8 protein-coding genes and 1 pseudogene are annotated in these 8068 nt (G+C 68.7%); 5 read left to right on the forward strand and 4 right to left on the reverse strand.

Annotated features, from left to right (window positions below; translation table 11 throughout):
• Window positions 1-633, forward strand: a 633-nt coding sequence (locus tag EP26_RS28370) for an IS6 family transposase (RefSeq protein WP_043344317.1), incomplete at its 5' end; no start/stop codon positions are given.
• A gap of 188 nt (window positions 634-821) precedes the next feature.
• Here EP26_RS28370 and EP26_RS38795 read toward each other — a convergent pair.
• The 3 genes and pseudogenes from EP26_RS38795 to EP26_RS28380 all read right to left on the reverse strand — a co-directional run.
• Window positions 822-1259 (reverse strand): annotated as a pseudogene (locus tag EP26_RS38795) (class I SAM-dependent methyltransferase); the annotation flags it as partial.
• Window positions 1260-1280: 21 nt separating this feature from the next.
• Window positions 1281-2261, reverse strand: coding sequence for a Bug family tripartite tricarboxylate transporter substrate binding protein (locus EP26_RS28375; RefSeq protein WP_043344320.1), 981 nt, complete (start codon window positions 2259-2261; stop codon window positions 1281-1283).
• A gap of 459 nt (window positions 2262-2720) precedes the next feature.
• A complete protein-coding gene (locus EP26_RS28380) occupies window positions 2721-3611 on the reverse strand; it encodes a LysR substrate-binding domain-containing protein (RefSeq protein ID WP_043344322.1) in 891 nt (296 codons plus the stop codon).
• Between the two features lie 111 nt (window positions 3612-3722).
• Between EP26_RS28380 and EP26_RS28385 the strand changes: the two genes are divergently transcribed.
• The 4 genes from EP26_RS28385 to EP26_RS28400 all read left to right on the forward strand — a co-directional run bounded on the left by EP26_RS28385 (window position 3723) and on the right by EP26_RS28400 (window position 7365).
• Window positions 3723-4889: an acyl-CoA dehydrogenase family protein gene (locus EP26_RS28385; RefSeq protein WP_043344325.1), complete on the forward strand. Its 1167-nt coding sequence runs from the start codon at window positions 3723-3725 to the stop codon at window positions 4887-4889.
• A gap of 10 nt (window positions 4890-4899) precedes the next feature.
• Window positions 4900-6024, forward strand: a complete 1125-nt coding sequence (locus tag EP26_RS28390) for an ATP-grasp domain-containing protein (protein ID WP_043344330.1) — start codon at window positions 4900-4902, stop codon at window positions 6022-6024.
• On the forward strand, window positions 6021-6890 hold the full coding sequence (locus EP26_RS28395) for a hypothetical protein (RefSeq protein ID WP_043344334.1): 870 nt from the start codon (window positions 6021-6023) through the stop codon (window positions 6888-6890). Before EP26_RS28390 ends, EP26_RS28395 begins: the two co-directional genes overlap by 4 nt.
• 178 nt (window positions 6891-7068) lie before the next feature.
• A complete protein-coding gene (locus EP26_RS28400; protein ID WP_043344336.1) occupies window positions 7069-7365 on the forward strand; it encodes a M41 family metallopeptidase in 297 nt (98 codons plus the stop codon).
• A 70-nt stretch (window positions 7366-7435) separates the two neighbouring features.
• Here EP26_RS28400 and EP26_RS28405 read toward each other — a convergent pair.
• The coding region (locus EP26_RS28405; RefSeq protein ID WP_043344317.1) for an IS6 family transposase at window positions 7436-8068 on the reverse strand (633 nt) is incomplete at its 5' end.

Genomic DNA, 8068 nt, shown 5'->3' on the forward strand with positions numbered 1-8068 from the left:
GAGGTGATCAGCCATGCGGTCTGGCTGTACTTCCGCTTTCCGCTTAGCCTTCGCATGATCGAGGAGATGCTGGCGGCACGCGGCATCGTGGTTAGCCACGAGACTATCCGGCAGTGGGCGCTCAAGTTCGGCCAGGAGCTCGCCAACCAGATCCGGCGGCGGCTGCCCCGCGCTGGCGACAAATGGCACCTCGACGAAGTCGTCATCAAGATTGCCGGGGTGAAGCACTGGCTCTGGCGTGCCGTCGATCAGACCGGGATGGTGCTCGACGTCCTGATCCAGAGCTGGCGCGACAAGCGTGCGGCAAAGCGCCTGCTGCGCAAGCTGCTGAAGCGGCAGTGCCGGGCGCCCTGCGTCATGATCACTGACAAACTCCCGAGTTACGGGGCGGCCAAGCGGGAGGTGATGCCCGCTGTCGAGCACCGCCAGCACAAAGGCCTCAACAACCGGGCCGAGAATTCACACCAGCCAACGCGACAACGAGAGCGGCAGATGAAGCGCTTCAAGTCAGCGCGGCAGGCACAGCGTTTTCTTTCTGCCCATGACCAGATCGCCAACCTCTTCCATCTGCGCCGCGACCACGTCACCGCCAGCGAGTATCGCGCCGCAAGGCTGCGCGCGTTCCAAATGTGAGCCGACATCAGTGGGGTCGCTGCGGCGGCGTGACTGTCGATCGGTCGCTGCCGCGACCGGGCAACTTGCTTCACCCAAGGCCAACAACTTGACGGTGCCCGCCATGCATCCCCGGCCGGGTTGAGGGCCGCCGCCGTGTCGGCCAGCAGCCGCAGCTGCGGCATGCCGCCGCAAAAATCCCAGGTCGCCGCCGCGACGAGGCCCCCGGGCCGGGTAACACGGCGCATCTCCCGCAGCGCCGCTCCGGCATCGGGCAGGAACATCAGAACGAGGCTGGACAGCACCTGGTCGAAGCGCCCGTTTGGAAAAGGCAGGGCGCAAGCGTCGCCGTGCTCGAACCCCACGCGTCCGGGGGCCGGGTTCGCCGCACGCGCGTGCGCCAGCAGTGGGGCCGCGATATCGCAACCCGTGATGCGGGCCACCGGGTGCCGTGCCGCCAGGGCGAAGGTCAGGCTGCCAGTGCCGCAGCCCAGGTCCAGGATCTCCGCCCCGTCCGGCAGCGCCTCGTCACCAACGAAGTCGAGCAGCAGCGGGGCCAGCCGCCGGCTCCAGCACCCCATGTTGCGTTCGTAGACCTCGGCGCCGGCGCCGCCGAAGGCAGGGAGCGTTGCGGTCGCCTCGGCCATGAACGGCCCTCCTTGCCTGGCTCAGTCGGCGGTGATGCCGGCCTCGCGGATGACACGGCTCCACTTCGTTCGTTCCTGCGCCAATCGGGCAGCGAAGGCTTCGCTGCCGCGGAACGCCGGCATCAGCCCCTGCTCCGTGTAGAAGCGATCCAGTTCGCCCGCGCGCAGGGCGTCCGCGACTGTGGCTTCAAGCCGCGCGACGGCAGCGGGCTGCGTTGCCGCGGCGACGTAGAGGCCGACGATGCCGGCCACCTCGAAGCCGGCGGGACCGCCTGCCTCCGCCACCGTCGGCAGGGCCGGGAGGGACGGGGCACGACTTGCCGCAGTGACGGCAAGCGCCCGCAGGCGCCCCGCCTCCACGGAACTCTTCAGCACGATGTAGGGCGCAATCATCAGCTGGATGCGGCCGCCCAGCAGGTCCTGCAAGGCCGGTCCGGAGCCGCGATAGGGCACGTGCAGGATGTCGAGCCCCATCTCCCGCTTCAGCAATTCCAGCGCCAAGTGGCTCGGATCGCCGTTCCCTGCCGATCCCATGACGAGCCGGCCCGGCTGCGCCCGGGCTAGGGCGACGAGCCCGGCGAAGTCCGTGACGGGCAGGTCCGACCGCACGGTGACGGTCAGCACGGGCTGCACGATGCTGGCCACCGGCCGCAGGTCGCGCGCCGGGTCGACGGACAGGTCGCTGCGCAGCAGCGGCGTGATCACGGTCTGCCCGGAGGTGCCCATCAGCACCGTGCGGCCGTCCGGCGCCGCATGCGCCGCGGCCTCCGTCGCCAACGCGCCGTTCGCGCCGGGGCGGTTCTCAACGACCACGGGCTGGCCGAGCCGCTCGGACAGCTTCTGCGCCAGGGGGCGTGCCATGAGGTCGAGCGCGCTGCCGGCAGTGAAGCCGACGAGGAGACGGATCGGGCTGCCGGGCGAGAGGCCCTGCTGGCCGGCGGCCGGGAAACCAGCCAGCGACAGGATGATTACGAACCACACCGTGTAATACACGTGCCGCATGCTCGTTTCCTCCCCGGCCGGTTGGCCTTCGAGCAAGGTTAGGGCGACAACATGATCCCAGAAAATGGAAGTGAGCCGACAGGTGGTGGATGGCCCGCTTTGGGTTTACGCCCTGTTCGTAGGCAACACGTTTGTAGGTCTGCTTGGCGTCGAACCCTGCTGCTTGGCCCATCAACGACGAAGATCTGCTTCCGTCCGTCCGGTCATCCAAAGCCGCCGGTCTTCTTCCGGCCAACCCTCGCCGTTCAGCAATGCGCTCACAGGCGTCATTTCTCCAGCCCAAGCTTCCTCGTTGAACTGGACATTTACCAACGGGCGTTCCGGCTCGTCTGGGCAGGGTGTGGGCCGCAGTAGGCCGCACCGAGCATGGGCGACACGTTTTCTCCCAAGTGGGTTATTGCTTGAAGGCGCCATGATGAGGTCCGGGCGCGCCGCTGGCCACCCTCGGGCAGGGCTATGTTACCGGTGACCTGCCGCGGCTGCTTCGCCCGTGATCCAGTTTAGGAAGGCGCGCGCGCTGGGCCGCATGGCGGCTTCGGTCGGGCAGACGGCGTAATAGCCGCGCCCGCGTTGCAGCACGGTATCGGAGATCTGCTCCAGCCTCTGTGCCGCGATATCCGCGGCGAGGTAGCGCCGTTGCGTGAGCCCGATGCCGAGCCCATCGGCAGCCGCCTGCCAGACGAGGGCGAGGTCGTCGAATTCGAGCTTGCGCTGCGGCCGCCCCTCGATTCCGGCGGTGCGCAGCCAATCCGCCCAGTCCTGTGGGCGGCGCTGATGGATGATGAGGGTTTCCCGCAGGATCGCCTCCGGCCCGCCGGCGGACAGCCGGTCCCGCGTGCCGGGCGGGCCGAAGGCGACCAGTTCGTCCTCGAACAGCCGGGTCGCGGCGAGGCCAGGCCAGCGGCCATGGCCGTAGCGCACCGTGACATCCACCCGGTCCCGCTCGAAATCTACCGGGTCATAGCCGGATGACAGCGCCAACTCGATCTCCGGATGGCGCGCATGGAAGGAGGACAGGCGCGGGATCAGCCAGCGCACCAGGAAGGTGGTGTAGGCATGAACCGCCAGGCGCACCCGCCCGGGCGTGGCGCGCAGCGCATCGGTGGCCTCCGCGATCTGGCCGAAGGCTTCGGCAACGGATTGGGCATAGCGCCGGCCCGGCTGTGTAAGGCGAAGCACGCCGCCCTCCCGCTCGAACAGGGAGACCTGGAGGAAATCCTCGAGATTCCGCACATGCCGTCCCACTGCGGTAGGCGTGACCAACAGGTCCTCCGCGGCACGGGTCAGCGAGCCGTGCCGCGCCACGGATTCGAAGGCCTTCAACGCGTTCAGTGGCGGCAAGCGGCGCATGGGCCCTCCCGGCCCGCAGTTTAGATCGGGGGAATGCTGCGGAAAAGTCGATGGCAGGAGCGCCGGCCGCGGGGCAGGCTGGCGGCGAGGAAACGGTCGGGACAGGACGGTATGGAGTTCAGGATCGGCCCCGAGCAGCGCGAGATGGTCGCCTCGGTGCGTGCGCTCGCGCAGGGGGAATTCCGGCGCGACGCCCCGAAATGGATGGACGGCACCTTCCCCTGGCCAAACATGAGGAAGCTCGCCGGGTTGGGCGTTCTCGGCATGTCGGTACCGGAAGAGTATGGCGGCCTCGGCCTGTCGATCCTCGACAGCGCCCTTATCCTCGAGGAGATCGCCAAGGTCGACTACGTCACCGCAATGGCGGTGCTCGGCGAGGCCGGCGTGCAGACCCGTGTTATCTCCCATTACGCGCCGAAGGCGATCAAGGAACGCATCCTGCCGCAGGTGGTCTCTGGCGACTGCATCCTATCGATCTGCATGACCGAGCCGCATGCCGGGACGGATGTCGCCAACTACCGGACCAACACTATCCGCCGCGGCAACCACCTGGTGTTAAACGGGACCAAGACGCTGATCTCCCGCGCCGAGGAGGCGGGGATGTTCGTCGTCTTCACCCGGGTGGAGGGGCAGCCGGGTCGGGAGGGCATCGGCTGCGTCCTGGTGGAACGGGGCACGCCCGGCCTTGCCGTCACCGGCACCTACCACACCATGGGGGGCGAGAACCTGCACGAGGTGCAGTTCGAGAATTGCGAGCTGCCGCCCGAGAACCTAGTGATCGAGGAGGACGGCTTCCGCAAGCTGCTCACGGCCTTCAACACGCAGCGCTGCCTCAACCCCAGCATCTCGCTCGGCCTAGCGGAAGGCGCCTTCGACGAGGCCGTGTCCTATGTGCGAGAGCGGACGCTATTCGGCAAGCCGATTGCCGACAACCAGGGTATCCGCTGGAAATTCGCCGATATGTTGAAGGATATCGAGGCGGGGCGCGGCCTGCTCTACCGCGCCTGCCTGACCGCCAATCCCTTCCCCGATCCCTTCATGGCGGCGACTGCCAAGGTCTTCTGCAACGAGATGTCGATCCGTGTCACCGGCGAGGCACTGCAGGTGCATGGCGGCTACGGCTTCACGGATGAATACCCGGTCTCCCGCCTCTATCGCGGGGCGCGCTACGGCTCGCTCGGCGGCGGCTCCTCGGAATCGCTGCGGGACCTGGTCGGCAAGCGCATCCTCGACGGCACCATGGGCCCGGAGGGCATCATGGGCCTGAAGACCTACTGAGGAGCGGCCCATGCTGCTGGTTGAGGCTGATGGAAAGTCGCTGTTGGCGCGGCACGGCATCCGGGTGCCAGCGGCGGCGCTGGTGCGGCAGGCAGAGGGCTTCTGCCCGGAGGGGCCCGGCCCCTGGGTGGTCAAGGCGCAGGTGCCGGTCGGTGGCCGCGGCAAGGCGGGCGGCATCGCCTTCTGCCGGGATGCTGAGGCGGTGACGGAAGCGCTGCGACGTCTGCTAGGCGGCACGCTGCGCGGCCATCCGGTGACGATGTGCCTGGTGGAGCAGGCCGTCGCGGGGGCGGAGGAGCACTACCTGTCGCTGCTGGTGGATCCCGTCAGCTACGGTGTCCGCATCGCCTGGACGCGCGCCGGCGGCATCGAGGTGGAAAAAGCAGGTGAGATCGCCAGCCGCCTTGCCCCTCCGGAGGAAGGCGCGATCCTGGTCGCAGCCGAGGAGTTGCTGGCCGAGGCTCCGCCAAGGGACCGCGTAGCGCTGCGCGAGGCCACCGTAAGCTTGGTCCGGGCGCTGCTGCGGGACGGGCTGCTGTTGGCGGAGGTGAACCCGCTCTTCCTCGGGCCGGATGGCGCTGTTGCGGGCGATGCGAAGGTGGTGCTGGACCTGAACCTGGCCGAGACGCGCGCGGACCTGCGCGACCTCGTCCTCGCCCGGCCCGACGCCTATCCGGACGCGGTCCGCAAGCTGGAGGAGGGGTTCGACTATGTCGAAATCGACCCCGAGGGCGAGGTCGGGCTGGTCACCACCGGCGCCGGCCTGTCGATGGTGGTGGTAGACGAGATGCAGGCGGCCGGGCTGAAGCCACTGAATTTCTGCGATCTGCGCACGGGCCAGCTTCGCGGCGACCCGGCCCGACTGGTGCGCGTGCTGGGCTGGATCGCCGAGCGCCCGCAGGTGCGCGTCGTGCTGGTCAATATCTTCGCCGGAATCACCGATCTCGGCGAGTTCGGCCGGCTGCTCTCGGACGCGCTCGACCGGACCGGGCTGCGGCTGCCGGTGGTGGCGCGGCTGGTCGGCAACGGGGCAGCGGCCGGGCGGGCGGAGCTGGAGCGGCGCCATCCGGCAGTCGCGGTTGTGGACAGCCTGCCCGAGGCCCTGACCCGTATTGCGGCGTTGCGCGCATCATGATCGCCAGCCTTTCCGCCCGGACGCCCGTCCTCGTGCTGGGGCTGACCGGCCGCATGGGCCGCGCCCATGCCGCGCATATGCGCCGCTACGGCACGAATATCGTCGGCGGCACCGCCCTCCGCGCCGATGCGCCAGCCGAGCAGGATGGCATCCCGGTCTTCGCCGATATTGCAGCCGCGGTGGCGGGAACGGGGGCACAGGCCGCCATCGCCATGGTGCCGCCGGCCGGCATGCGGGCCGCGGCGGAAGCCGCCTTCGCCGCCGGCATCCGCCTGCTGGTGACCATCGCAGAGGGCGTGCCGGTGCATGACTCGATCGCCATCGGCCGGGCGGCGCGTGCCGCGGGCGCGACCTGGGTCGGCCCCTCCACCCCCGGCCTCGCCCTGCCCGGGCGGATGAAGATCGGGTTCCTGCCCGATGTTTCGCTCCGCCCCGGCGATGTGGCGCTGATGAGCAAGAGCGGCACCCTGTCCTATGAGGTCGGCTACCGCATGGCGCAGCGAGGCCTCGGGCAGAGCCTCTGGATCGGCGTTGGCGGTGACCCGGTGAAGGGGGTTCGCTTCGCAGACCTGTTGCCCGTCTTCCTGGCCGATCCCGCCACCCGCGCGATCGTCCTGGTGGGCGAGGTCGGTGGGGCGGAGGAGGAGGAATTCGCCGCGGCCCTCGCTGCCACGCCGAGCGCCAAGCCCGTCTTCGCCATCATTGCGGGGCGGGAGGCGAAGGAAGGTGTGTCCATGGGCCATGCCGGCGCGCTCACCTGGGGCGAGTTCGGCACACATGCCGCGAAGCAGGCCAGGCTAACCGCCGCCGGCGTACGCTGCTGCGCGACCGTAGAGGCGCTGGTGGAGGCACTGGCCGCGGGTTGAGGGTACAACGGGGAGGACAAGGCATGAGCGGCCGCGAGACAGGATGCCCCTCGGGCCCCGCAGTGACGCGCCGCGCGGCGCTAGTCCTTTCTGTCCTAGCGGCGCCCGCGCCGGCCCAGCCCGCCTGGCCGCAGCGGCCGGTGCGGATCGTCGTGCCCTTCGCACCGGGCGCTAGGGCGTGGGTGCGCTGGGATACACGATCCAGCGCCCCACCGAGGACCGGTTCTTGATGAGCAGGGAGGAGTTGGAGAACAAGATGGCTGTACTCCTGGGCGGCCGCGCAGCAGAGGTGCTGGTATTCAACCGCATTTCGACCGGCGCGGCGGACGACCTGCAGCGGGTCACCGACATCGCCCGCGCCATGGTCACGCGCTTCGGTATGGCCGAGGAACTGGCGCCGGTCACTTTCGAGCGCGAGCAGCGTAGCTTCCTTGGTGCGCCGCCGCCGGCACCGTCAAGTTGCTGCCTTGGGTGAAGCAAGTTGCCCGGTCGCGGCAGCGACCGATCGACAGTCACGCCGCCGCAGCGACCCCACTGATGTCGGCTCACATTTGGAACGCGCGCAGCCTTGCGGCGCGATACTCGCTGGCGGTGACGTGGTCGCGGCGCAGATGGAAGAGGTTGGCGATCTGGTCATGGGCAGAAAGAAAACGCTGTGCCTGCCGCGCTGACTTGAAGCGCTTCATCTGCCGCTCTCGTTGTCGCGTTGGCTGGTGTGAATTCTCGGCCCGGTTGTTGAGGCCTTTGTGCTGGCGGTGCTCGACAGCGGGCATCACCTCCCGCTTGGCCGCCCCGTAACTCGGGAGTTTGTCAGTGATCATGACGCAGGGCGCCCGGCACTGCCGCTTCAGCAGCTTGCGCAGCAGGCGCTTTGCCGCACGCTTGTCGCGCCAGCTCTGGATCAGGACGTCGAGCACCATCCCGGTCTGATCGACGGCACGCCAGAGCCAGTGCTTCACCCCGGCAATCTTGATGACGACTTCGTCGAGGTGCCATTTGTCGCCAGCGCGGGGCAGCCGCCGCCGGATCTGGTTGGCGAGCTCCTGGCCGAACTTGAGCGCCCACTGCCGGATAGTCTCGTGGCTAACCACGATGCCGCGTGCCGCCAGCATCTCCTCGATCATGCGAAGGCTAAGCGGAAAGCGGAAGTACAGCCAGACCGCATGGCTGATCACCTC

It is taken from the genome of Belnapia moabensis DSM 16746 (genome assembly GCF_000745835.1).
Taxonomy (GTDB): domain Bacteria; phylum Pseudomonadota; class Alphaproteobacteria; order Acetobacterales; family Acetobacteraceae; genus Belnapia; species Belnapia moabensis.

Coding starts and splice junctions, on each gene's coding strand:
- EP26_RS28375 (WP_043344320.1), bottom strand. CDS start 2,261: ATGCGGCACGTGTATTACACGGTGTGGTTCGTAATCATCCTGTCGCTG.
- EP26_RS28385 (WP_043344325.1), top strand. CDS start 3,723: ATGGAGTTCAGGATCGGCCCCGAGCAGCGCGAGATGGTCGCCTCGGTG.
- EP26_RS28390 (WP_043344330.1), top strand. CDS start 4,900: ATGCTGCTGGTTGAGGCTGATGGAAAGTCGCTGTTGGCGCGGCACGGC.
- EP26_RS28380 (WP_043344322.1), bottom strand. CDS start 3,611: ATGCGCCGCTTGCCGCCACTGAACGCGTTGAAGGCCTTCGAATCCGTG.
- EP26_RS28395 (WP_043344334.1), top strand. CDS start 6,021: ATGATCGCCAGCCTTTCCGCCCGGACGCCCGTCCTCGTGCTGGGGCTG.